The sequence below is a fragment of the Castellaniella sp. genome, from assembly GCF_004321985.1.
Taxonomy (GTDB): Bacteria; Pseudomonadota; Gammaproteobacteria; order Burkholderiales; family Burkholderiaceae_B; genus Castellaniella.
Genome location: NZ_SCQN01000016.1, coordinates 14,806 through 38,665, shown reverse-complemented (window position 1 = coordinate 38,665; position 23,860 = coordinate 14,806). Strand labels below are relative to the sequence as shown.

The window sequence follows — 23,860 nt, the reverse complement described above, 5'->3', positions numbered from 1 at the left end:
TGAAGCGGCTTGGAGGAGGTCCCTGCAGCCTAGTGAATCCGCATCCCCGGCTGCGCTCCCGGCCACGGCTCCAGCACGTAGATGCCAGGTTGCGCTTTTTCGTCGGCGTGGCTGGCCGCCAGCACCATGCCTTCGGAGACGCCAAAGCGCATCTTGCGCGGGGCAAGGTTGGCCACCAGCACGGTGAGTTTGCCCGTCAGATCATCGGGCTTGTAAGAGGACTTGATCCCCGAAAACACCTGACGCAGGCGACCTTCACCCACGTCCAGCGACAGGCGCAGCAGTTTGCTGGAGCCTTCGACCTCGGTGCATTTCACGATGCGTGCGATTCGCAGATCGACCTTGGCGAAATCGTCGATCTGGATGGTGTCGGCGATGGTCTCGCCGCCGGGCACTGCCGCAGTGGGCGATTCGGGTGGTTCGAACAGGGCATCGAGTTGCGCCGGATCGACGCGTTGCATCAGGTGCTTGAACGCGGCAATGTGTGTGGGCAGATCATCCGCGTCGGTCCATTGATAGTTCCGGCTGTGGCCGAACAGCTCGCGGGCGACGCGCTCGCTCAGCGCCGGCAGGACCGGTGCCAGCATCACGGACAGCGCCTGGAAGCCGGCCAGCGTGCGTGAGCAGATGTCCTGCAGCGCCGCCTTCTGTGCGGCGTCGGCCTGGGCGATACCCTTGGCCAGCACCCAGGGCTGCGCAGCGTCGAAGGTCTGGTTGATGCGGTCGGCTTGCGCCATGATTCGGCGGATGGCGCGGCCATAGTCGCGGGTCTCGAAGTCGCCCCGCACTTCGTGCGCCAGCGTCCGCAGTTCGTCACGCAGGGCCTGTGTGTCGCCGGTATAGGCCAGTTCGCCGCCAAAGTGCCGGGTGATGAACGGGGCCGCGCGGCTGGCGATGTTGACGTATTTGCCGATCAGATCGCTGTTGACCCGCGCGATGAAGTCCTCGGGGTTGAAGTCTACGTCTTCGACGTGGGCATTCAGTTTGGCGGCAATGTAATAGCGCAGCCATTCCGCGTCCATGCCGATGTCCAGGTAGCGCAGCGGTGAGATCCCGGTGCCGCGGCTCTTTGACATCTTTTCGCCACTGACGGTGATGAAGCCATGCACATGCAGCATGTCCGGAGTCTTGCGGCTGGAAAATTTCAGCATGGCCGGCCAGAACAGTGCGTGGAAATAGACGATGTCCTTGCCGATGAAGTGAACCTGTTCGGTCCTGCTGTCAGGGGCGAGCAGGGCGTCGAAGTCCAGGCCCTGTTTCATGCAGTAGGCCTTGAGCGACGCCAGGTAGCCCACCGGCGCATCCAGCCAGACGTAGAAGTACTTGCCCGGCGCGTCCGGAATCGGGATGCCGAAGTAGGGTTCCTCGCGCGAGATGTCCCAGTCGGCCAGATTGGCCTGGGCGCCGTCGGTCGTACCCAGCCATTCGCGGGTCTTGGCCAGGACCTCGGGTTGCAGCCGCAGACTGCCGTCGGCCCGTGCCCCTGTGGTCCATTCCTGCAGGAACGCCACACAGCGTGGGTCCGACAGGCGGAAGAAAAAGTGTTCGGAACGGCGCAGCACCGGGCGCGCCTTGGTCAGCGTGGAGTAGGGGTCGATGAGATCCGTGGGGCGGTAGACCGCGCCGCAGACTTCGCAGGAATCGCCGTACTGATCCTTTGCGTGGCAGTGCGGGCATTCGCCCTTGATGTAGCGATCGGGCAGGAACATGCCCTTGACCGGGTCGTAAAATTGCTCGACCTCGTGGCGGTCGATGAAACCGGCGGCCTTCAGCGCGCGGTAAATGTCTTGCGACAATTCCACGTTTTCGGGTGTGTCCGTGCTGTGCCAGTGATCGAAGCGGATGTGGAAGCCGTTCAGGTACTTTGGCCGCTCGGCTGCGTAGCGCGCCACCAGGGCCTGCGGCGTGATGCCCTCGGATTCGGCCTTGAGCATGATGGGTGCGCCGTGCGCGTCGTCTGCCCCCACGAAGTGCACCGTATGGCCGGCCATGCGCATGGTGCGCACCCAGGTGTCGGCCTGGATGTATTCCATGATGTGGCCGATGTGGAACGAACCGTTGGCGTAAGGAAGGGCGGTAGTGACGAAGATCGTGCGCGGCATGGGGACAGAATCGAACTGGCAAAAACCCCTATTCTAGGGGATTTCGCGCATTTCGATGTCCACCACGTCATGCTCGCGCCGGCTGGCTGCCTGGCGCGACCAGGCGCTCCTGTGCCCCGGCATGTTTGGCCTGCGCCGCTCGTCCCAGTAAGCCTTCACGCCAAAGGGCCGCCCTTGTAGACGCGCCACGATGTACAGCACCCCGATGGCCAGCGCCGTCGAGGTCATGAAAATCAGGGCCATGATCACGCCGAAGAAGGCGAGAATCAGGAACAGGGCGGCGCGCAGAGTTTGTTGAATGATGTTCATGTGGCTCTCCTTGCCGTTGAAAATCGGGCGTTGCGGGGGCGGACCGAGGCGATCTGATGTCCATATCGGGGTCAATCCGTCGATTTCCAGAGCGATCCGCTATGCTTTCGGTTTCGAACGATTTCATCCGGATCCGATATGACTGCCACTGTCCAGGATGTCCGCGCGGTTTTGTCCCGCGTGGTCGACCCCGAAACGCACAAGACGCTATCCGTCACCGAGCCTGAATTGCAGGTCGCTGCCGAAGGCGACGCTTTCAGTATCACTGTAACCCTGGGCTACCCCATATTCAATGGCAGCCAGGCCTTGCGTGCGGCCATCGAGGCTGCAATGCAGGCGGCGGGTCAGCGCCTCGGGAAGCTGGATGTGCAGATGAAGGTCCGTACCCATGCCGTGCAGCGCGGCCTGCGCGCGCTCGACACCGTGCGCAACATCATTGCGGTGGCTTCCGGCAAGGGCGGGGTCGGCAAGAGCACCACCGCTGTGAATCTGGCTCTGGCGCTGCAGGCCCAGGGCGCTCGCGTAGGGCTGCTGGATGCGGACATCTACGGGCCGAGTGTACCCATCATGCTGGGGCTTTCCGGCAAGCCCAAGAGCTCGGACGGCAAGAGCATGGAGCCCCTGATCGGGCATGGCCTGCAGGCCAATTCCATCGGTTTCCTGATGGATGACGATGGGCCCGCGATCTGGCGCGGTCCCATGGTCACCCAGGCTCTCACTCAGTTGCTTTCACTTACGAATTGGAACGATTTGGACTATCTGATAGTGGACATGCCGCCGGGAACCGGCGATATTGCCTTGACGATGGCGCAGAAGGTTCCCCTGACGGGGGCGGTGATCGTGACCACTCCCCAGGACTTGGCGCTCGCCGATGCCCGCAAGGGTCTCATCATGTTCCAGAAGGTGGATGTCCCGGTGTTGGGGATCGTTGAAAACATGTCGGTGCACATATGCTCGAATTGCGGGCATGTCGAACCTATTTTCGGGCAGGACGGTGGCCGGCATCTGGCAGCCAATTATCATTTGCCTTATCTGGGGGCGCTGCCCTTGCAACTCGACATCCGCGAGGAAACTGATTCCGGGCGGCCCAGCGTGGTGGCGTCCCCCGACGGAAAGGCCGCGCAGCTCTATCACGAGATCGCCCACCAGCTTGCCATTCACGTCGCGGGCCAACCGCTGGACGACTCCGGCGCAAAGCCGCGAGTCGTAGCCCGAAAGTCCTGATGCATTGGGGAAGTACCGCCGTTCTGTGCTGCGTTGCCATCTTCATGACGCAGTCGGCGCGGGCGGTGCCTCCCCAGGTGATCATCGACCCTGGGGGTGCGCCCCCCAAGGTGCTACAGGACATTACCAAGGCGGTGGGCGCCATCACGCGCCTGACTCAAGATCAGGATGTGCACGAGGTTTTGCGGCTGCGGCGCCGAGCTCAGGATGCGGCTCTGGCCGCCCTACGCACCCAGGGGTATTTTGCAGGCAAGGTCACGCTGGACGTTTCCCCGGGAGAGGCGGGCAAGGGTGAGTTCTGGGACATCACCATCGACCCAGGGGAACGTACCCAGGTCCGGCAATTTGGCCTGTCATTCAGCGGTGCGATTGCGGGCGATGCCTATGCCTCGCGCCGCGAGTGGCTTCGACAGCAGTGGCTGCTCAAGCCGGGCATGCCGTTCATCAATGACGACTGGAGCAAGGCCAAGTCCGATCTGCTCGACGAGGTGACGGCGCAGGACTTTTACTTTGCTCGCGCCGACAAGACGCTTGCCGAAGTGGATCCGGTCCAAGCTCGGGCGAACCTTCAGGTCGAAGTGAACAGCGGCCCGCCCGTGCGCCTGGGGAAACTGGAGGTCATCGGCCTGAAGCGTGTACCGGAATCGCTGATCCGGCGCTATGTCCGCTACGATCCGGGCGATCCCTACGACAGGAAGCAGCTCGAGGACTGGCAGCAGGCATTGCAGTCCACCATCTTTTTCCGCGGGGCGTTCGTCACGCTGGATGACGGCACCACGCAGCCGGCGGGTGGAGCGGCTGGCGGATCTTCCGAAACCCGGGCTGCGGCTCGTGCCGATGCCGGGTTGGCGCAATCTGGCGGAGCGCGGCAGGAGGATGCCCCGGTGACGGTCCCGGTCAGGGTTCAGGTGACGGAGGCGCCCGCCCGCTACTTCAGCGGTTCGCTAGGGGCGGACAGCGATCATGGCGTGCGGGTCGAGGGCCTCTACCGCCAGAACGTCGTCGCCGGGCTGCCGATCTGGATCGAGACGGGGGCGGGCGTGGACAAAGACCAGCAGCGTGCTTTCTTCGACGTGCACCTGCCACCGACGAGCGGTGGCTATCAGGACAGCTTCGGCCTGCTGTATGACCATTCGGACATCCAGGGCCTGGAAAACAGCCGCACGGGCATTGGCTGGAAGCGCAGCCAGGAGCGCAAGGCTGCTGGTGACAGCCGCGTGGAATACGAAGTCCGCTGGGGAGCCCAGGTCACCTACGACAAGACCCGGATTGCGGGGGCGGATCACTACGAGGTGCCCAGTCTGGTGGGCACCTGGCAATGGCTGCGCCGGGACGTGAATAGCAAATACGATCCTCGCGAGGGGAATCTCGTCGAATTCGGAGCGGGCGTGGGCACGACGCTGGATGACGGCAAGCCCTTTTACCGCAGCAGCCTGCGCCTGCAGAAATGGTGGCCGATCGGGGACCGCGACGTGCTGACCATGCGCGGCGAGATTGGCAAGGTCTGGTCGCAGACCGACCGGCTGCCTCAGGACTTTGCATGGCGCACTGGCGGTGCGCGCACCATCCGGGGTTATCGCTACCAGAGCATCGGTCTGCAGCGCGGCGATGCAATCGTGGGTGCACCGGCGCTGGGCGTTGCCAGCATCGAATACACGCATTACTTCACGGATGTCCTCGGGGCCAATCTGTTTGTGGATGCAGGCGACGCGGCTGAATCCTTCCGGCAGTTCAAATGGCATCTGGGATACGGTGCCGGCCTTGCTGTACGCACGCCAGCCGGGCCGTTCTTCGTGGATCTGGCCTGGGCGCAGAAGGACCAGCGTCTGCGGCTGCAGTTCTCCCTGGGGATCGCGTTTTGAAGGGGCCGCTGCGTTTGTTGCGTCCGTTTGCGCGCGGGTTGCGGTTGCTGGCCTTGTGGGGGTTGCCGCCGCTGGTGTTGGCGCTGCTGCTGGTGTCTGGATTCGCCTGGTGGTGCGTCTCCAGCCAGGCCGGGACCCGCTGGCTGCTGCGCACGGTCGTGGCCCAGATGGATGGACAGGTCCACGGGGTTCAGGGAACGCTCGCCGATGGCTTGTCGGTACAGGATCTGTCGATCGGGCTGCCGGAAGCGGAGGTCCGCCTCACCGGTTTGCACCTGGCCGTCCTGTGGCGGGAATTGCGGGATCGCCGGCTCCATGTGACCGACCTTTCCGCCATGCGTGCCGATGTCGTCGTGACGACGAATCCGGCCAAGCCATCGGAAGGCCCCTTGCACATACCGGCCTTGCCGGTGAACGTCCAGGTGGACCGGCTGGCGCTGGCTGATGGTCTGGACCTGACCGTCGATGGTCGGCCCTTGCCCGTGGCAGTCGGCTCGGTGTCTGCGGCGCTGACCCTGGATCGGTCGGGTGCAACAGTGGTGCTGACACAGTTGCAGGGGTCCGGTAAAGACTCGCAGGTGAGCCTGTCGGGCCGTGGGGTGCTGCACGCGTTGGCCGCGCCCTGGCCGTTTGATCTGGATCTGCGGGCCTCCGCCCTTGCGGATGGCCCGGATTCGCCCTTCTGCCTTCGGAACGTGCTGCGCAGCGAGCCGGAGAAGTCCGGTCCGGCATGCCCGGTCCGCTTGCGGGCCCAAGTGAGCGGCACCGTCGACGACTTTCGTGTGCAGGCTGGTGGTGACGGACAGGGCGCGCGGCTCGAGGCGGATGCCCGCGTCACTCCGGGACGGGCGTTCCCTCTGGGTCAGACGCGTCTGGCTCTGACCCTGCCCGGTGAGACAGCCTTGCAGTTGACTGTGTTGCCGCAGGCGCCGGCCGCCGATGGGTCACGCATGGTTCAGACGCAGTGGTCAGCGCGCCAGTTGCGGTTGAATCCCTGGCTGCCCAAAGAGTTGGGATCCACCGTGCTGAATCTGAAAGGTGATGCTCAGGTGCATCTGACAGCCGCGCAGCAGATTGATGATCTTGCCCTCCGGCTCGAGCTGGATGGCCCCAATCGCTGGAACGGCACGCCGATGTCGGGGCACGTCAAGGTTGCGCACCTGAGGCGCGTCCAGGGGGTCCTGCTGGACCTGGGGGCGACTGGTCCGTGGAATCCGCGCGGACTGGTGCTCACCGGACTGGATGTGATGCTGACCTTGGGGCCGAACCATCTGGAGGCGCGCGGCGATGTGGCCGAGACCGCCAGCCGCCTGTCATTGCAGGCCCAGGTTCCGAGTCTGAAGGCCGCTTGGCCTGGTCTGTCCGGCGGTGGTTCGGTCGGCCTGACTGGCGACGGATCGCTTGCGCACCAGCGCAGCGAGCTGAAGTTGCGGCTGGTGCCGGACAATCCCCAGGAAGGCGTGCTCGGCCGGGCTCCGCTGTCGGCCGATGTGGCGATGGTTGGCGGCTGGACGGAGGGCCGCGGCTGGCAGGGGCAGGTCTCCACGCTGCAGTTGCAGCACGCCGGCCTGGCTGTTCGCAGCCGCGTGGCCGTGCCCGTGTCCGTCACGGATTCGGGCGCCTGGACTGTCGGGCGTGCGGTGCTGGATGTGGCGCTGGACGGGCAGGAACTGCTGCAGCTCCAGCACCAGGCATCCAGCGGCTCCGCCGGGCAATGGGCGACACGCGGGCAGATCGAGCCATTGGTTATCACGCCCGAGCGTATTCTGAAGATTCAGTCGTGGCTTGAACGAGGCGGCGTTCAGACGGGCGGCGTGCATACGGCGCTGTCCGACCGGGCCCGCCGCAGCCGTCTGGAGACCAGACTGACGTGGAACCTGGGATTCAAGGGGGCCCTGAGCGGCGACATTCATTTCACCCGTACGGGTGGAGACCTGATCGTTCCGGGCGACGTGCCCATCACCCTGGGACTGCAGACCGCGAGCCTGGATCTGACCATCCGTCCCGCGCGCCAGGGCACCAGCGTGGCCCGCGCCGATCTGCAGATCCGTACCGACAAGATGGGCAGCTTGCGGGTGCAGGCTGACACGCCGGTGCATGCGTTGCCGGGCGGCGGCATTGTGCTGCATCCGAAGGATGTGAAACATGTTCGCGTGGAAGCGGACTCGGACGATCTGGCCTGGGTGAATCTGCTGGTGGGTGGGGCCCTGGAGATTGGCGGTACGGTGCATGCCGACGTGCGTGGACAGAGCCAGGCTGACGGTCGCTGGACGTTCTCGGGACCGGTGCAGGCGCAGAGTCTGCGCATTCTTAGCGTGGACCAGGGAATCCGGTTGCTGGACGGGACCTTGCAGGCGCATCTGGCGGGCACGCGCATTGTGCTGGATCATCTGCGCTTCCCCGCAGTGCGCCGCGTCACGCCCAAGGAATGGCGCACCGCTACCTGGATTTCCGAGAATCCGGACGCACAGAACGGGAGCCTGGATGTATCGGGGGATTGGGACCTGTATCAGCAGCAGGGGCAGGTGCAGATTGCCTTCCGGCGTTATCCCATCCTGCAACGGGCCGACCGCTATGCCATGGTGAGCGGCGATGTTTCCGTGCAGGCCGGTTTGCCGGAGATCCGCGTGGGCGGCAAGATCGTCGCTGATGCCGGCTGGTTCGATCTGGACATGCTGAACAATATCCCGTCCCTGGATGGCGATGTCGTGATCCTGCAGCCTGGCAAACCGGTCGCGCCGGCGCCCGCCACCCCGCTGGATCTGTCAGTGGATCTGACCGTGGATCTGGGGCCGCGCTTCTATCTGACCGGCTACGGCGTGAACTCGGGCCTTGTGGGCAGTGTGGATCTGCGTATGCGACAGGGCAAGCTGACGGCGCTGGGCGCCCTGCGCACGCGCGGCGGGTCTATCGATGTGTACGGCCAGCATCTGCAGTTGCGGCGCGGGACCGTGACCTTCCAAGGCGATATTGCCAACCCGGTGTTGTCGATCGAGGCTCTGCGCACCGATGTGGCAGTGCAGGCCGGTGTGCGGGTGGCCGGCACGGCCCGCCGCCCGCGCATCGACCTGGTGTCGCACCCCGACGTCAGTGAAACTGAAAAGCTCACGTGGCTGCTGTTGGGACACGGCCCGGACCAGGGCGGGGGTGGCGACATGTCGCTGTTGTTCACGGTGGGCAGTTCGTTCTTGTCGGGCGGTGAACCGTTCTACAAGCGCTTCGGTCTGGATGAACTGAGCATCCGGTCGGGAACACTGGGGAGCACCGGCAGCGTATTGCCTGCGCAGAGCGTGGTCACGGATCTGGATACGGGTGCGAGTCTTGCCGAACGGAAGTTTGCCTTGGCCAGCAAGACGTTGACCGACAACCTGAAGATCAGCCTGGAGCAGTCCCTGGCGCAGACCGGGACCGTTGCCCGCCTGAGCTACCGGGTCCTGCGCCGGCTGCAGGCCGAGGTCACAGTGGGGACGGTCAGCGGGCTGGCCCTGGTCTACCGCTGGTTTTCCATGGATTGACAGCTGCGCGCGAACGCCTCGGCGCCAGCACGGGATCTTGACTAAAATACCTGAGAATTCACTGAGCAGATCCGGCGGAAAGCAGGCGCGGCGACCGGTTCAGAAGATTTCCAAAATTCCACAGAGAGGCTCCATGAGCATCAAGAACGATCGCTGGATCCGCCGCGCTGCTGCTGCGGGCATGATTGAACCTTTCGAGCCGGGCCAGGTACGCTCCGTGAACGGCCAGCGCATCGTCAGTTACGGCACCAGCAGCTATGGCTACGATGTGCGTTGCGCCAACGAATACAAGATCTTCACCAACATCAATTCCACGATCGTCGACCCCAAGGCGTTCGACGAGAAATCTTTTGTGGATTTTCACGGCGATGTCTGTATCATTCCGCCGAATTCGTTCGCTTTGGCGCGCACGGTGGAATACTTCCGCATTCCACGTTCCATCCTGACGGTGTGCTTGGGCAAGAGCACCTATGCGCGCTGCGGCATCATCGTCAACGTCACGCCGCTGGAACCCGAATGGGAAGGCCATGTCACGCTGGAGTTTTCCAACACTACGCCGCTGCCGGCGAAGATCTATTCTGGCGAAGGCTGTGCCCAGATGCTGTTCTTCGAAGGCGACGAGGTCTGCGAGACTTCGTACGCGGACCGGGGTGGTAAGTACCAGGGGCAGCGCGGGGTTACCTTGCCGCGAACCTGACACTCGTCAGACAGAGCGCCGCGCCTGGGGAAACCGGGCGGGATATAAGTCATTCGCATGGCCGGGCTGCGGTCCATGCCGACCTTCTCTTTTGGGGTCATTGCAATGAAATTTCGTTTTCCGATCGTCATCATTGACGAAGACTATCGCGCCGAAAACACCTCCGGCTTCGGCATCCGTGCCCTGGCTTCGGCCATCGAGGCCGAGGGCGCCGAAGTCCTGGGAGTCACCAGCTATGGTGACCTCAGCTCCTTCGCGCAGCAGCAGAGCCGTGCCAGCGCGTTCATCCTGTCCATCGATGACGAGGAATTCGACGAGGACTCGCCGGAAGACGTCGCCAACGCGATCAAGAACCTGCGCGCCTTCATCGGCGAGCTGCGCTTTCGCAACGAAGACATCCCCATCTACCTGTATGGCGAGACGCGGACCTCTCAGCACATCCCGAACGACATCCTGCGCGAGCTCCACGGCTTCATCCACATGTTCGAGGACACGCCAGAGTTCGTCGCGCGCCACATCATCCGCGAGGCGCGTGCCTACCTGGACAGCCTGGCGCCGCCGTTCTTCCGTGAACTGCTGGAGTATGCCTCGGATGGCTCGTATTCCTGGCACTGTCCTGGACATTCGGGCGGGGTCGCGTTTCTGAAGAGCCCCGTGGGCCAGATGTTCCACCAGTTCTTCGGCGAGAACATGCTGCGCGCTGACGTCTGCAACGCCGTGGATGAACTCGGACAGCTCCTGGACCATACCGGGCCGGTGGCTGAATCAGAAAAGAACGCGGCGCGTATCTTCCATGCGGATCACTGCTTTTTCGTGACCAACGGCACATCCACGTCGAACAAGATCGTCTGGCATGCCAATGTCGCGGCGGGCGACGTGGTGGTGGTGGACCGCAATTGCCACAAGTCCATCCTCCACGCCATCACCATGACCGGCGCCATCCCGGTGTTCCTGCGCCCGACCCGCAATCACCTGGGCATCATCGGGCCGATTCCGCTGGAGGAATTCGATCCGGAAAACATCCAGCGCAAGATCGAGGCCAATCCCTTTGCGCGAGTGGCGGTGAACAAGCGGCCGCGCATCCTGTCGCTGACGCAAAGCACCTATGACGGCGTCATCTACAACGTGGAAATGATCAAGGAAAAGCTGGGTTCCTACATCGACACCCTGCACTTTGACGAAGCCTGGCTGCCGCATGCCGCCTTTCACGAGTTCTACGAGGACATGCACGCGATCGGGCCCAACCGCCCGCGCAGCAAGGACACGATGATCTTCGCCACGCACTCCACGCACAAGCTGCTGGCTGGGCTCTCGCAGGCGTCGCAGATCGTGGTTCAGGATTCCGAGACGCGCAAGCTGGACCGCAACCTGTTCAATGAAGCGTTCCTCATGCACACGTCGACCTCGCCGCAATACGCCATCATTGCGTCCTGCGATGTCGCCGCCGCCATGATGGAGCCGCCGGGGGGCACCGCGCTGGTGGAAGAGTCCATCCGCGAAGCCATGGATTTCCGCCGCGCCATGCGCAAGGTCGAATCCGAATATGGCCGCACCGACTGGTGGTTCAAGGTCTGGGGCCCGAACCGCCTGCCCGCAGAGGGCATCGGCAACCGCGAGGACTGGGTGCTGGAGTCTGGAGACGAGTGGCACGGCTTCGGCGATCTGGCCGAAGGCTTCAACATGCTGGACCCCATCAAGTGCACGGTGGTCACGCCTGGACTGGATATCTCCGGTACTTTTGCCGACAGCGGCATCCCGGCGGCGCTGGTTTCGCGTTATCTGGTGGAACACGGCGTGGTGGTCGAGAAGACCGGCCTGTATTCATTCTTCATCCTGTTCACCATCGGCATCACCAAGGGCCGCTGGAACACGCTGCTGGCCGCGCTGCAGCAGTTCAAGGACGAATACGACCGCAATCAGCCCCTGTGGCGCGTGCTGCCCGAATTCGCCAAGGCGCACAAACGCTATGAACACTTGGGGCTGCGCGACCTGTGCCAGCAAATCCACGAGGCGTACCGACGCTATGACTTTGCGCGCCTGACTACCCGGGTATATCTCAGCGACATGGAACCGGCGATGCGCCCGGCGGACGCCTACGCACGCATGGCGCACCGCGAGGTCGAGCGCATCCAGGTAGCCGACCTGGAGGGCCGTGTGACCGGTGTGCTGCTCACGCCCTATCCGCCGGGCATCCCGCTGCTGATTCCGGGCGAACGCTTCAATCGCGACATCGTTGATTATCTGAAGTTCACCCAGGAATTCAATCACCAGTTCCCCGGGTTTGAGACGGACGTGCACGGTCTGGCCTACGATACCGATGACAATGGTCAGCGCCATTACTACGTGGACTGCATCCGCGAGGGCGTCGTCGATGCCTGACCCGAAGGCGGCGCAGCCCAAGCCCCTGTCGGGCATCCGCGTGCTCGAAATGGGGCAGCTGATTGCAGGCCCGTTCGCCGCCAAGATCCTGGGTGAATTCGGCGCCGAGGTCATCAAGATCGAGCCACCCGGCCAGGGAGACCCCCTGCGCAACTGGCGGTTGCTGCACCAGGGCACCTCCGTCTGGTGGCAGGTCCAGTCGCGCAACAAGAAGTCCGTCACCCTGGACCTGCGACAACCCGAGATCCAGGATCTGGTGCGCCGCCTGGTGGGCGAGTGCGACGTGGTGGTCGAGAATTTCAAGCCTGGCACGCTCGAATCGTGGGGCCTGGGCTGGGAGGCGCTGCACGAACTCTATCCGCGGCTGGTCATGCTGCGCGTCTCGGGGTACGGACAGACCGGCCCCTATCGCGACCGGCCGGGCTTCGGCGTGGTGGCCGAGGCCATGGGCGGGTTGCGCTATCTCAGCGGCGAGCCCGGCCGTCCGCCGGTGCGTGTGGGCGTGTCGATCGGGGATTCCCTGTCGGCGCTGCATGGCGTGATCGGCGTGCTGTTGGCGTTGCGCAGCCGCGATCAGCAGGGCGTGGGGCAGATGGTGGATGTGGCGCTGTACGAATCTGTTTTCAACATGATGGAGAGCCTGTTGCCGGAATACGCCGTCTTTGGCGAAATCCGGCAGCCGGCTGGCAGCAGCCTGCCCGGTATTGCGCCCACCAGCGCCTATGCTTGCCAGGATGGCTATGTGTTGATCGCCGGCAATGGCGACAGCATCTTTCAACGGCTGATGCGGGCCATCGGCCGTGAGGATCTGGGGGCTGATCCGGCGCTGGCGCACAACCCCGGGCGTGTGGCCCAGGTGGCCCGCCTCGACGCCGCGATCGGCGAGTGGGCGGCCGGCCGTACCCAGGATCAGGCGCTGGACGTACTCAATGCGGCGCGCATTCCGGCCGGGCGCATCTACAACGTGGCGGACATCGCCGCCGATCCGCATTACCGCGCGCGCGGCATGATCCTGGATCAGCCGCTGGCCGACGGGACGCCTTGCCAGGTTCCGGGCATCGTGCCCAAGCTGTCCGCGACGCCGGGCGGGATCGAGCGTCAGGCGCCCGACCTGGGCCAGGATACCCGAGACGTCTTGGACGAACTGGGCGTGGATGCCGAGATTCAGGCACGCTGGCGAGCGCTCGGTTACATCTGATTTCACTGCGTTTTTTCGATTGTTGGGCGGTGGGTTTTCAGAGTATGCTTTGCCCTTGCTGTCACCCGATGTGGGTGGGAGAGTGCCGCCCGATGGGGTGGCCGCCGAAGGCGCAATTCGCCCAGAATCGCTCAGGCACCCCGTACCACCCGCATGATGCCGTGCACGCATCGCAGCATTCTGGAGAGACCCGCCCTGGTTTGGGCGGGCGCCGAAGGTGAACCCCCAGCAGTGGCGGGGCAACTCTCAGGCAAAAGGACAGAAGGGCGTTGCCGGCACCTGTGCCGCCCCCATTCTATTGTCCGGAGTCTCCATGCCCGCCCAGACCCCTTTGTTCCAGACCCATGTCGCCCTGGGCGCCAAGATCGTTGATTTTGGTGGCTGGGACATGCCGCTGTCCTACGGCTCGCTGCTCGAGGAACACCACGCTGTGCGTCAGTCCGTAGGCGTGTTCGATGTCTCGCACATGCTCAACCTGGATATCACCGGCGACCGCGCGCTGGATTTCCTGCGTCATCTGTTGGCCAATGATGTGGCCAAAATCGTCGGCCATCCCGGCAAGGCCTTGTATTCCTGCATGCTGCGTCCGGACGGCGGGGTGATCGATGATCTGATCACCTATTTCTTCGCTCCGGATCGCTGGCGCATGGTGGTGAACGCCGGAACGGCGGACAAGGACACCGCCTGGATCCGTGAACAGGCGGCTGCCTACGGGGTGACGGCCACTCCCCGGCGTGACCTGGCCATGCTGGCCGTCCAGGGTCCGAAAGCGCGCGAGACGGTCTGGGCCGTGCACCCGGAATGGAAGCCCGCGACCCAGGACCTGAAACCGTTCACGGGGGCGCTGGTCGACGAGAACACCCTGGTGGCCCGCACCGGGTACACCGGCGAAGACGGGTTCGAGATCGTCCTGCCGGCCATTGCGGTGAAGTCGTTTTGGGACGCTCTGCTGGCAGCCGGTGTTCATCCCTGTGGCCTGGGCGCGCGCGACACGCTGCGGCTTGAGGCCGGCATGAATCTGTACGGTAACGACATGGACGAAACGGTCCACCCGCTCGAATCGGGGCTGGCCTGGACGGTATCGCTGAAGGACCCCGAGCGGGATTTCATCGGCCGTCAGGCGCTGGAAGCCGCGCCTGCCGTGCGCGAGCTGGTGGGCCTGAAGCTGCTGGAGCGCGGCATCATGCGCGGCCACATGAAGGTGCGCACTGCGCAGGGTGAAGGCCAGGTGACCAGCGGCACCATGGCGCCGACCATGGGGGTTTCGGTCGGTTTGGCCCGCGTGCCGGTGGGCTCGGTACCGGGCGATCGGGCCGAGATCGAAATTCGCGGCAAATGGGTCCCGGCACAGATCGTGCGCCCGCCCTTTGTGCGCAACGGCAAAGTCCTGGCCTGATCACCCGATCAACTTTCTTCCATTCTTTCATTTTCAGGGATCCATCATGTCCATTCCCAACGATCGCAAATACACGACGTCCCACGAGTGGGTCAAGGCCGACGGCGACTGCTTCCTGGTCGGCATCACCGACGACGCCCAGGATCAGCTCGGCGACCTGGTGTTCGTCGGTGACGTACAGATCGGCTCCAAGGTCGCTGCTGGCGACAACGCGGCCGTGGTCGAGTCGGTCAAGGCCGCCTCAGACATCTACGCGCCGGTTGCGGGCGAAATCATCGCCTTCAATGAGACGCTGAACGACCAGCCGGCCCTCATCAACGAAGCCGCCTATGACCACTGGATCTTCAAGATCCGCGCTGACAACCCGGCGGATATCGACGGGCTGCTGGATGCCGCCGCCTACGAGGCACAGGCCTGAACTGCATTCGAATCACCCAGATTGATCCCGGAGAACTCCATGCTGCGCGATTCCGCCATGCATTCCGAATTTGTATCCCGTCATATCGGGCCGGCCGAAGAGGACCAACAAGCCATGTTGGCCGCTGTCGGCGTCGCCAGCCTGGATGCGCTGGTCCGCGAAGTGGTCCCTGGCAATATTCTGTCCGAAGCGCCGTACCTGGACTTGCCCGGGCCTTTTGGCGAAGTCGAGGCCCTGGCGGATCTGAAGGCGGTGGCTGCCCGCAACCAGGTGCTGCGCAGCTACATCGGTCAAGGCTATTACGGCACCTATGTGCCGCACGTGATCCTGCGCAATATCCTCGAAAACCCGGCCTGGTATACGGCCTACACGCCGTACCAGCCCGAGATCTCCCAGGGGCGCCTGGAAGCCCTGCTCATCTACCAGACCATGGTGGCCGATCTGACCGGTCTGGACATTGCCAATTCCTCGCTGCTGGACGAGGCAACCGCGGCGGCTGAAGCCATGACGCTGGCGCGCCGAGTGTCGCGCGCCAAATCAAAGGACTTCTTCGTCTCGAAACATGTGCACCCGCAGACGCTGGAAGTCGTGCGCACACGGGCGGCAGGATTGGACATCGAACTGGTGGTGGGCGACGAATCACAAGGCCTGCCCGAGTGCTTTGGCGTGCTGCTGCAATACCCCCATAGCCTGGGCGGCGTGGCGGACTATCGTGCCCTGGTCGAACAGGCTCATGCAGCGGGTGCCGTCGTGGCGGTCGCTACCGATCTGCTGGCGCTGGCGCTGCTCACGCCTCCGGGTCAGTGGGGGGCGGACATTGCAGTAGGTTCCACACAGCGCTTTGGCGTTCCCATGGGGTACGGCGGGCCGCATGCCGGATTCATGGCCTGCAAGGATGCCTACAAGCGCAATCTGCCCGGCCGTCTGGTCGGGGTGTCTCAGGACGCGCGCGGCGAGCCTGCGCTACGCCTGGCGTTGCAGACCCGCGAGCAGCATATCCGCCGCGAGAAAGCGACGTCCAATATCTGCACGGCTCAGGTCCTGCTGGCCGTCATGGCCGCCATGTATGCCGTCTGGCACGGCCCCAAGGGCATTGCGCGCATCGCGCAACGCGTGGCGACGCATACCGCGCAGCTCGCCACCGCCCTGAAGGCCTGTGGCCTGAAAGTCTGCAACGACAGCCATTTCGATACGCTGCTGCTGGACACCGGCGCCCGCACTCAGGCAGTGCTGGATGCGGCCGTGGACGGCGGCATGAATCTGCGCCATGTCGACGAGACCCACGTTGCCTTGTCGCTGGATGAGACGGTGGGCGAAGCCGACATCGAGACTCTGGTCGGCGTGCTGTCGTCGGCTACGGGCGCCAACCGCGCCGTACCGGACTTTGCCCGTGTGGGCGACGGCATCCCGTCCGCGCTGCGTCGCCAGGGCGCGATCCTGGCGCACCCGGCATTCTCGCGCGTGAAGTCCGAAACCGACATGCTGCGTTACCTCCGGTCCCTGGCCGACAAAGATCTCGCGCTGGATCGCTCCATGATCCCCTTGGGCTCCTGCACCATGAAGCTCAATGCAACGGCTGAGATGATCCCCATCACCTGGTCCGAATTTGGCGACATGCATCCTTTTGCGCCAGCCGGCCAGGCCCAGGGCTACCAGGAACTCATCGAGCGCCTGTCGGCCGCCCTGTGCGAGATCACCGGATATGACCGCGTCAGCTTGCAGCCCAATTCCGGCGCCCAGGGCGAGTACGCGGGGCTGCTCGCCATCCGCGGCTATCACCGGGCCAATGGAGATCATCAGCGTAATGTCTGCCTGATCCCAGCCTCTGCCCATGGCACCAATCCCGCGTCGGCGCACCTGGCCGGCATGGATGTCGTGGTCGTGGCTTCGTCTGCCGACGGCAGCATCGACATGGCGGATCTGCGCGCGAAGATCTCCCAGGTGGGCGACAGGCTTGCGGCGCTCATGATTACCTATCCGTCCACGCATGGCGTGTTCGAGACGACCGTCACCGAGATCTGCGACCTCGTTCACGAAGCAGGCGGTCAGGTCTATCTGGACGGCGCCAACATGAATGCGCTGGTGGGCGTGGCACGTCCTGGGCGATTCGGTTCAGACGTTTCGCACCTGAACCTGCACAAGACCTTCTGCATTCCGCATGGCGGTGGCGGCCCAGGCGTGGGCCCCGTGGCGGTGCGCGAGCACCTGGCACCGTACCTGCCTGGTGTGGTGGGGGAAGACGGTCGCCTGCCAGCCGGCCAGTCCGGCCCGGTGTCGGCGGCACCCTATGGTTCGGCCAGCATCCTGCCGATCTCGTATATGTACATTGCCATGATGGGGGCCGCCGGCCTGCGGCGCGCAACTCAGGTGGCGATCCTGAACGCCAACTACCTGGCGGCACGCCTGGCGCCGTATTACCCCATCCTGTACGCGGGCGCGAACGGTCGGGTGGCGCACGAGTGCATCCTGGATGTCCGTCCAATCAAGGAAGTCAGTGGCATCGACGCCGAGGACATCGCCAAGCGTCTGATGGACTATGGCTTCCACGCGCCGACCATGAGCTTTCCGGTACCGGGCACGCTGATGGTGGAACCCACGGAATCCGAGGGACTGGAGGAACTCGACCGCTTCATCGAGGCCATGATTGCGATTCGCGCGGAGATCGCCTCTGTCGAACGCGGTGAGCAGACCGCCGGCGACAACGTGCTGGTCAACGCGCCGCACCCGGCGTCGGTGCTGCTGGTGCAGGACTGGACTCACCCCTACACGCGCGAGCAGGCTGCCTACCCCGTTCCGGGCCTGGCGGCGCGCAAGTACTGGCCGCCGGTTGCGCGGGTGGATAATGCCTGGGGGGACCGCAACCTCAGCTGCGCCTGCCCGCCGGTGGAAGCCTATCTGCCAGACGAGGAACGCGTCACGGCTTAGGGTGGTCGCGAAGGCGCCGGGCTGGCTGGCCCGGTGCCTTTTCCATTTGATCCCGCCACGGCGGCGGGGCCTTTTTACATCACACGAAAACAGGGGACTTCGACATGCCATTCGTCAACATCAAGATCACCCGGGAAGGTGCGACGGCCGAGCAGAAGGCCAAGCTCATCCAGGGCGCCACGCAGCTTCTGGTGGACGTGCTGGGAAAGAATCCCAAGACCACCTTTGTGGTGATCGAGGAAGTCGACACTGATAGCTGGGGAATCGGCGGCGAGACCGTGACAGCGATGCGGGCGCGGGCGAAGGCTTCGGCGGGAAAGTCCTGACGCTGGAAATTTCGGCCATGCGGCGGAGGGCTGGGTCGGCTATCCGTCGCCTGTAAATCCGTCGGCTATGTAGAAAACCTTGCCCCTGTCCTGCATTTCGCAGGACAGGGGCAAGTTGTGTGTGGTGATGGCGAGCGGTCGGGGTCAGGCGATTTCGCCCAGCACCTCGGATACCGTGTCGAACATCTCGTGGATCTGGGATTCTTCGATGATGAGCGGTGGCGAGAAAGCCAGCGTATCGCCGGTGTAGCGCACCAGGACTCCTCGGTCGAAGCAGCGTGAGAAGACCTCGGCTGCGCGCGCACCGGGTGCGCCCTCGCGGGGGGCGAGTTCGATGCCGGCCACCAGTCCGATATTTCGGACGTCGATGACGTTGGGTCGACCACGCAGGCTGTGGGCGGCGTCCTCGAAGAGCTTGGACAGTGAATCGGCGCGCTGGAACAGCCCGTCGTGTTCGTAGATGTCCAGCGCCGCCAGGATCGCTGCCGTGGCCATGGGGTGGGCCGAATAGGTATAGCCGTGGAAGAACTCGATGCCGCTATGGCTGGCCGACAGGATGGTGTCGTAGATGCCGCGCTGGACCGCCACGGCGCCGGCTGGAATGGCGGCGTTGCTGATGCCTTTGGCCATCGTGATCAGATCCGGTGTGACGCCGAAGCGCCCGCTGGCAGTGGCCGCGCCCAATCGGCCGAAGGCAGTGATGACTTCGTCGAAAATCAGCAAGATACCGTATTTGGATGTGATTTCGCGCAGGCGTTCCAGGTACCCGACTGGCGGCACCAGCACGCCTGTGGAACCCGCCATGGGTTCCACGATGACGGCGGCGATGGTGGAAGCGTCGTGCAGATTCACGATGCGTTCGAGTTCGTCGGCCAGGTGGGCCCCCCAGGCCGGCTGCCCGCGTGAAAATGCGTTATGGTCCGGTGCGTGCGTGTGCGGCAGGTGGTCCACCCCGGGCAGCAGCACGCCCGAAAAGGTCTTGCGGTTGGGCGAGATGCCCCCGACCGAAATGCCGCCGAACCCCACCCCGTGGTAGCCGCGTTCGCGACCGATGAGACGTGTACGCTGGCCCTCGCCGCGGGCACGGTGGTAGGCCAGTGCGATCTTCAGCGCCGTGTCCACGGACTCCGATCCGGAATTCGTGAAGAAGATGCGGTCCAGGCCGTCCGGCATGAGCGCCGCCACGCGCGATGCTGCGCGGAAAGAGTCCTCGTGGCTGATCTGGAAGCTGGGGGCGTAGTCAAGCTGACTCGCTTGGCGCGTGATCGCTTTGATGATCTCGGGGCGGGCGTGGCCGGCGTTCACGCACCACAGCCCGGCTGTACCGTCCAGGATTCGGTGGCCATCGTCCGCCGTGTAGTACATCCCCTGCGCGCTCTTGAGCAGCCGCGGGTGTGCCTTGAACTGGCGGTTTGCCGTAAACGGCATCCAAAGATTGGACAGATCGATGGGAGGGGATTGCGTACTCATTGCAGCCTCATGGAGGAATATGGAGTTGGAGGATAGGAACTTCACATTCTGTGCCAGACGTGCCCCGCCCACAAGCGCGCTTTCCCTGATCAGCGGATCCGCTGGTAGGTCACGAAGTCAAACGAGAGGCCGTTTTCCGCCGGTTGTGGCAGACGCTCTGCCTCGCGCCACTGTCCCGCGTCCAGCTCCGGAAACCAGGTATCGCCGTCGATCGACGTATGGATTTCGGTCGCCACGATCTCGTCGGCCATGGGCAGCGCCAGGCGGAAGAGCTGTTCACCGCCGATGACGCACACCCGTTCGGCGCCGGTGCAGGCCGCCAGTGCGGTTCCCAGGCCAGTGAAGGATTCAGCGCCTTCCGCAGTGAAGCCCGAGTCCCGGCTCAGCACCAGATTACGGCGCCCCGGCAGTGGCCGACGCTGCAGCGACGCCCAGGTCTTGCGCCCCATCAGGATGGGATGGCCCAGCGTGCTGCGCTTGAAGTGGGCCAGATCCGAGGGCAGATGCCAGGGCATGGTGCCGTCCCGGCCGATGACCCGGTTGTCGCAGTAGGCGACCACGAGGCGGATGAGCGGACGGGCAGCGGGTGCGTGATCATTCATGCGCGCAGTGTAACCCGGCTGCCGGCCCACCCCGTGACGCTGAAAGGGCCGGGACACGGGTCCTTCAGCTTCGTCCGGCCGGACCCTGTGCTGCCAGCCGCTGCACGGCCTGGCCCGTACAGCGGGCGAGAAGATCGGCAATGGGGCCCTGGTCCAGGACCAGATCGGGGAAGAGCTCCTGCAGCGGCCGCAGCACGAATGCCCGTTCGTGCATGCGTGGGTGCGGAACCGTCAGCGTGGGGGACTGGATGTGGCGTCCGTCATACCAGAGCAGGTCCAGATCCAGCGTGCGCGGTGCGTTTCGGTATGGGCGCTCGCGGCCATACAGGTTTTCGATGGCCTGCAGCGCCGCCAGCAGTGCGAAGGGGGTGCGAGTCGTGCGGATTTCGGCCACCGCGTTCACGTAGTCGGGCCCCGAACTGTCCACAGGAGCGGTGCAGTAAAGCGCGGACAGCCTCAGGGCCGCGGTTTCGGCGTCCACCCGGAGTGCCTGAGCAGCAGCGAGGACGGTGGTGGCCGCGTCGCCCAAATTGGCGCCCAGGCCGATGTAAGCCAGCACGGGTGCGGCCTGGCCGGTCGGCGTCATGGCGGATCTTTACTCGGCCGGCGGGTTGCTGGCGCTGGGGGCCTCGTCCGGCGTCCGATGGCGGCGCCGGCGGCGGCGTGTGGTCCCGCCTGCCAGGTGCCGGGCGCCGGTATGCCCGGCCTGCCAGGTGTCTATCATCTGAGAGCGACGCTCGTCGCCGCTGTTGGACAGGTCCATCCACCATTGCGCGAGCACGCTGTCGACCTCGCGCGCTTCGGCGCGCAACTGCAGGAAATCAACCGCTGCCCGGAAACGGGGCTGTTCCATCATGCGCCAGATGGAGCGCACGGTGGCGCGCTCGAAGCGCGCCTGCATGAGCCAGATCTCGCGCATGTCGGCCTGGTGGCGGCGCTGGATGGCAAGCTTGTCCATCTGTGCTTCGATCACCGAGTCGGCGGCGCGGATCAGCGCCTCGTTGCGTTGCACGCCTTGGGCGGTCTCAGCTGCCCAGCGTTTTTCCACCAGCCGCCAAAGCAGTGCGGCAAACAGAAAACTGGGGCTCACGGCCTTGCCCTGGCGCACCCGGTCATCGGTGCGCGACAGCGCGATTTCCACGAACGCCTCGCCGCCTTCTTCTTCGAAAATACGGTCGATCAGCGGGATCAGGCTTTTGGTCAGACCCGAGCGGCGCAGTTCGCGCAGGCAATCCATGGCATGGCCGCAGGTCAGAAGCTTCAGCGTCTCGTCGAACAGGCGGGAAGCCGGGACGTGTTCGATGAGCGGCGCCAGGCGGCTGATGGGTGCTTCGGTAGCCGGGTCGATGCGCGCGCCCAGCTTGGCCTGGAAGCGCAGCGCCCGCAGCATGCGTACCGGATCCTCGCGATAGCGCGTTTCCGGGTCGCCGATCATGCGCACCACGCGGTTCTTCAGGTCGGCCACGCCCTGGTGGAAGTCGATGACTTCTTCCTTCAGCGGGTCGTAGTACAGCGCGTTGATCGTGAAGTCGCGCCGCGCGGCATCTTCCTCGTGTGTCCCGAAGACATTGTCACGCAGGATGCGGCCGTGCTCGTCGGTTTCCTGTTCGCCCGAAGACGGGGCGCGGAAGGTGGATGTCTCGATGATTTCCTGGCCGAAGACCACATGCACCAGCTGGAATCGCCGGCCGATGATGCGTGCCCGGCGGAACAGCGGGCGGATCTGGTTGGGCGTGGCGTTGGTGGCCACGTCGAAGTCCTTGGGCTGCAGGCCGACGATGAGATCGCGCACCGCGCCGCCCACGATGTAAGCATCGAAACCTTCCTGGTTCAGGACTTCGCAGACCTTGATCGCGTGCCGCGAAACCAGGCGGCGGTCGATGCCGTGTTTATCGAGTGGCAGGCGCACAGGGCCGCTGGGCGGCGTCGCGAGCAGGCGTGAGACGAAATGTTTGATGGTCTGCGTGAGCATGGCGCGTATTTTAAGACTGAATGTCCGCGAACAGGTCCAGAATCTGCCAACCCCGTCCAGCCGCCAGTTCCCGCAGCGCAGGGCTGGGGTTCGTCGCCACGGGGTGGCTGACCACTTCCAGCAGGGGCAGGTCGTTCATGGAATCGCTGTAGAACCAGGATTCCTCGAAGTCCTCCAGTTGCAGGCCCAGGCTCCGCAGCCAGGCGCGCACCCGCAGGACCTTTCCCGCCTGGAAGCTGGGTGTGCCCTGGATGCGCCCGGTGTAGCGCCCCTGTGCATCGCGTTCGGGAACCGTGGCAATCAGGTTCGGGACACCCAGGACATCGGCGATGGGCTGGGTGACGAAGGCGTTGGTGGACGTGACGATGGCGCACAGATCGCCATGGTCCTGGTGGTGTGCTACCAGGCCGCGCGCCACCGGCAGGATGCCCGGGAGGATGACCTGCTCCATGTAATCGTGCTGCCACCGGGCGAGTTCGGCGGGTGTGCCCAGGCGCAGCAGCCCCAGCATGAAGTCGGCGGCTTCTTCAGCGCTCAGCGTACCCTCGTCGTAGCGGCGCAGCAGTTCGTCGTTGCGCTGGCGCGCAAGTTCGGGGTCGCCGGCCCGCCCCGTTCTTGCCAGGAAGTCGGCCCACAAGTGGTCGCTGTCAAACGGCAGCAGCGTGTGGTCGAGATCGAAGAGGGCGAGGCGTTCGGCGGAAGTCATGGGCATCTCGGTCCGGGCGGGTGCGCCAGCAGCTCCTTGAGCAGTGGCAGGGTGATGGGGCGGTGACGCTCCAGAGAGTAGTGGTCCAGCGTATCGATGAGCGCCGTGAGGCGCCCCATGTCGCGGTCGTGGTGGGTGAGGATCCAGTGCAGGACCTCGTCGGACAGCTTCAAACCCCGGTTCAGCGCACGTTCCTGCAAGGCCCGGGTGCGCTCCTCGTCGGTGAGTTGTTCTAGCCGGAACACCAGGTCCCACCCCAGGCGTGTGCGCAGGTCCTCGCGCAAGGGCATGGTGAGCGGCGCCCGCCCCCCCGCCGTCAGCAGGGCGAAGGCACCGGGCGTGGTGGCGGCCGCCCGCCATCGGTTGAAAAGCGCGAACAGCGCGGCCTGGGCCGAGTCGTTCAGCTCGCCCACGTCGTCCACCGCAACCAGCGCGAGCGCCCGGTCCTCGTCGGTCGCCAGCGCGTGCAGCAGGTGAGCTGGCGCTCGGGCATCCAGATAGTGGCAGCCGTCGCCCTGCGCGCGCGCACGCAGCAGGTGGCTGCGGCCCGAGCCCGCGCTGCCCCACAGGTATATCGCGTGGCCTGGCGACAGCGCGCGGACTGATTCCACCGCCGCCGCGTTCACCCCGGCCACGAAGCCGTCCAGGGTCGGAACGGCGCCAGGCAGGATGTCCAGGAGCAGTTGCTGTGTCATGCGAATCGGCACTTCATCGTAAAATCAGGGTCATGCATCGTCCAAACCCGCAATTCTTGCACAT

At 64.6% G+C, this 23,860-nt stretch carries 18 protein-coding genes and 2 riboswitches; of the genes, 10 read left to right on the top strand and 8 right to left on the bottom strand.

The window, feature by feature from the left end; translation table 11 throughout:
• Window positions 1–29: 29 nt before the first annotated feature.
• Both metG and EPN31_RS04625 read right to left on the bottom strand, forming a co-directional pair.
• On the bottom strand, window positions 30–2,102 hold the full coding sequence (gene metG, locus EPN31_RS04630) for a methionine--tRNA ligase (RefSeq protein WP_291770189.1): 2,073 nt from the start codon (window positions 2,100–2,102) through the stop codon (window positions 30–32).
• A gap of 33 nt (window positions 2,103–2,135) precedes the next feature.
• On the bottom strand, window positions 2,136–2,411 hold the full coding sequence (locus EPN31_RS04625) for a hypothetical protein (RefSeq protein WP_291770187.1): 276 nt from the start codon (window positions 2,409–2,411) through the stop codon (window positions 2,136–2,138).
• Between the two features lie 138 nt (window positions 2,412–2,549).
• Here EPN31_RS04625 and apbC point away from each other — a divergent pair, with 138 nt between their 5' ends.
• From apbC to EPN31_RS04575, 10 genes are all read left to right on the top strand, one after another.
• Window positions 2,550–3,635, top strand: coding sequence for an iron-sulfur cluster carrier protein ApbC (gene apbC / locus EPN31_RS04620; RefSeq protein WP_291770184.1), 1,086 nt, complete (start codon window positions 2,550–2,552; stop codon window positions 3,633–3,635).
• Window positions 3,635–5,497, top strand: coding sequence for an autotransporter assembly complex family protein (locus tag EPN31_RS04615; protein WP_291770181.1), 1,863 nt, complete (start codon window positions 3,635–3,637; stop codon window positions 5,495–5,497). The genes apbC and EPN31_RS04615 overlap by 1 nt, the downstream gene beginning before the upstream one ends.
• Before the next feature lie 14 nt (window positions 5,498–5,511).
• Complete coding sequence (locus tag EPN31_RS04610) at window positions 5,512–9,012, top strand: translocation/assembly module TamB domain-containing protein (RefSeq protein ID WP_291770178.1); 3,501 nt, start codon at window positions 5,512–5,514, stop codon at window positions 9,010–9,012.
• A 133-nt stretch (window positions 9,013–9,145) separates the two neighbouring features.
• Window positions 9,146–9,709, top strand: a complete 564-nt coding sequence (gene dcd, locus EPN31_RS04605; protein WP_291770175.1) for a dCTP deaminase — start codon at window positions 9,146–9,148, stop codon at window positions 9,707–9,709.
• A 105-nt stretch (window positions 9,710–9,814) separates the two neighbouring features.
• Window positions 9,815–12,088, top strand: coding sequence for an arginine/lysine/ornithine decarboxylase (locus EPN31_RS04600; protein WP_291770172.1), 2,274 nt, complete (start codon window positions 9,815–9,817; stop codon window positions 12,086–12,088).
• A complete protein-coding gene (locus EPN31_RS04595; RefSeq protein WP_291770169.1) occupies window positions 12,081–13,286 on the top strand; it encodes a CaiB/BaiF CoA-transferase family protein in 1,206 nt (401 codons plus the stop codon). Before EPN31_RS04600 ends, EPN31_RS04595 begins: the two co-directional genes overlap by 8 nt.
• 65 nt (window positions 13,287–13,351) lie before the next feature.
• Window positions 13,352–13,444, top strand: a riboswitch (glycine riboswitch).
• Window positions 13,445–13,456: 12 nt separating this feature from the next.
• Window positions 13,457–13,558: riboswitch (glycine riboswitch) on the top strand.
• A 41-nt stretch (window positions 13,559–13,599) separates the two neighbouring features.
• Complete coding sequence (gene gcvT / locus EPN31_RS04590; RefSeq protein ID WP_291770166.1) at window positions 13,600–14,682, top strand: glycine cleavage system aminomethyltransferase GcvT; 1,083 nt, start codon at window positions 13,600–13,602, stop codon at window positions 14,680–14,682.
• A gap of 46 nt (window positions 14,683–14,728) precedes the next feature.
• Window positions 14,729–15,100 (top strand): glycine cleavage system protein GcvH, encoded by a 372-nt coding sequence (gcvH, locus tag EPN31_RS04585; protein WP_291770163.1) that lies wholly within the window; start codon window positions 14,729–14,731, stop codon window positions 15,098–15,100.
• A gap of 39 nt (window positions 15,101–15,139) precedes the next feature.
• Window positions 15,140–18,025, top strand: a complete 2,886-nt coding sequence (gene gcvP, locus EPN31_RS04580; RefSeq protein ID WP_291770159.1) for an aminomethyl-transferring glycine dehydrogenase — start codon at window positions 15,140–15,142, stop codon at window positions 18,023–18,025.
• 104 nt (window positions 18,026–18,129) lie between these two features.
• Complete coding sequence (locus EPN31_RS04575) at window positions 18,130–18,351, top strand: 4-oxalocrotonate tautomerase family protein (protein WP_291770156.1); 222 nt, start codon at window positions 18,130–18,132, stop codon at window positions 18,349–18,351.
• A gap of 144 nt (window positions 18,352–18,495) precedes the next feature.
• Here the strand turns inward: EPN31_RS04575 and EPN31_RS04570 are convergent, their stop codons facing one another.
• From EPN31_RS04570 to hda, 6 genes are all read right to left on the bottom strand, one after another.
• Window positions 18,496–19,779, bottom strand: coding sequence for an aspartate aminotransferase family protein (locus EPN31_RS04570; RefSeq protein WP_291770217.1), 1,284 nt, complete (start codon window positions 19,777–19,779; stop codon window positions 18,496–18,498).
• Window positions 19,780–19,910: 131 nt separating this feature from the next.
• Window positions 19,911–20,423 (bottom strand): dihydrofolate reductase, encoded by a 513-nt coding sequence (locus EPN31_RS04565; protein ID WP_291770215.1) that lies wholly within the window; start codon window positions 20,421–20,423, stop codon window positions 19,911–19,913.
• A gap of 64 nt (window positions 20,424–20,487) precedes the next feature.
• Entirely contained in the window at window positions 20,488–21,009 is a 522-nt protein-coding gene (gene folK / locus EPN31_RS04560) for a 2-amino-4-hydroxy-6-hydroxymethyldihydropteridine diphosphokinase (protein ID WP_291770153.1), read from the bottom strand.
• A gap of 9 nt (window positions 21,010–21,018) precedes the next feature.
• Entirely contained in the window at window positions 21,019–22,395 is a 1,377-nt protein-coding gene (gene pcnB, locus EPN31_RS04555) for a polynucleotide adenylyltransferase PcnB (RefSeq protein WP_291770150.1), read from the bottom strand.
• Window positions 22,396–22,405: 10 nt separating this feature from the next.
• A complete protein-coding gene (locus tag EPN31_RS04550) occupies window positions 22,406–23,101 on the bottom strand; it encodes an HAD family phosphatase (RefSeq protein WP_291770148.1) in 696 nt (231 codons plus the stop codon).
• Window positions 23,098–23,796 carry a DnaA regulatory inactivator Hda gene (gene hda / locus EPN31_RS04545; protein WP_291770145.1) on the bottom strand — a complete coding sequence of 233 codons (699 nt, stop codon included), beginning with the start codon at window positions 23,794–23,796 and terminating at the stop codon, window positions 23,098–23,100. Before hda ends, EPN31_RS04550 begins: the two co-directional genes overlap by 4 nt.
• Window positions 23,797–23,860: the final 64 nt, after the last annotated feature.